The following is a 500-nucleotide window of genomic DNA, read 5'->3' on the forward strand; positions in this document are numbered from 1 at the left end:
CGGACATCAAGGGCCAGGAAAGCGCCAAGCGGGCGCTGGAGGTGGCGGCGGCCGGCGGGCACAATCTCCTGATGGTCGGCCCGCCCGGCGCCGGCAAGTCCATGCTGGCGCAGAGGCTGCCCTCGATCCTGCCACCGCTGTCGCCCAAGGAGCTTCTGGAAGTCTCCATGATCGCCTCGGTTGCCGGTGAACTGGCCAACGGGCGGCTTTCCGACCGCCGTCCCTTCCGCGCGCCGCACCATTCAGCCTCCATGGCCGCCATGGTGGGGGGCGGCTTGCGCGCCCGGCCGGGTGAGGTGTCGCTCGCCCATCACGGCGTGCTCTTCCTCGACGAGTTCCCCGAGTTCACGCCGCAAGTGCTGGATTCGCTGCGTCAACCACTGGAGAGCGGTGCCTGCGTGATCGCCCGGGCCAATCACCGGGTGAGCTACCCCGCGCAGATCCAGCTTGTGGCGGCCATGAACCCGTGCCGCTGCGGCATGGCGGGCGAGCCCGGCCAT

General features: G+C 70.2%; 1 protein-coding gene. It reads left to right on the top strand.

The genetic code is table 11. The features are described 5' to 3' along the window. Nucleotides 1–500 (top strand): ATP-binding protein (locus ACFP9U_RS25425; protein ID WP_378625688.1); only part of this gene is annotated, 500 nt, incomplete at both ends.

The sequence above is a fragment of the Nitratireductor sp. GCM10026969 genome, assembly GCF_042660605.1.
Classification (GTDB): domain Bacteria; phylum Pseudomonadota; class Alphaproteobacteria; order Rhizobiales; family Rhizobiaceae; genus Chelativorans.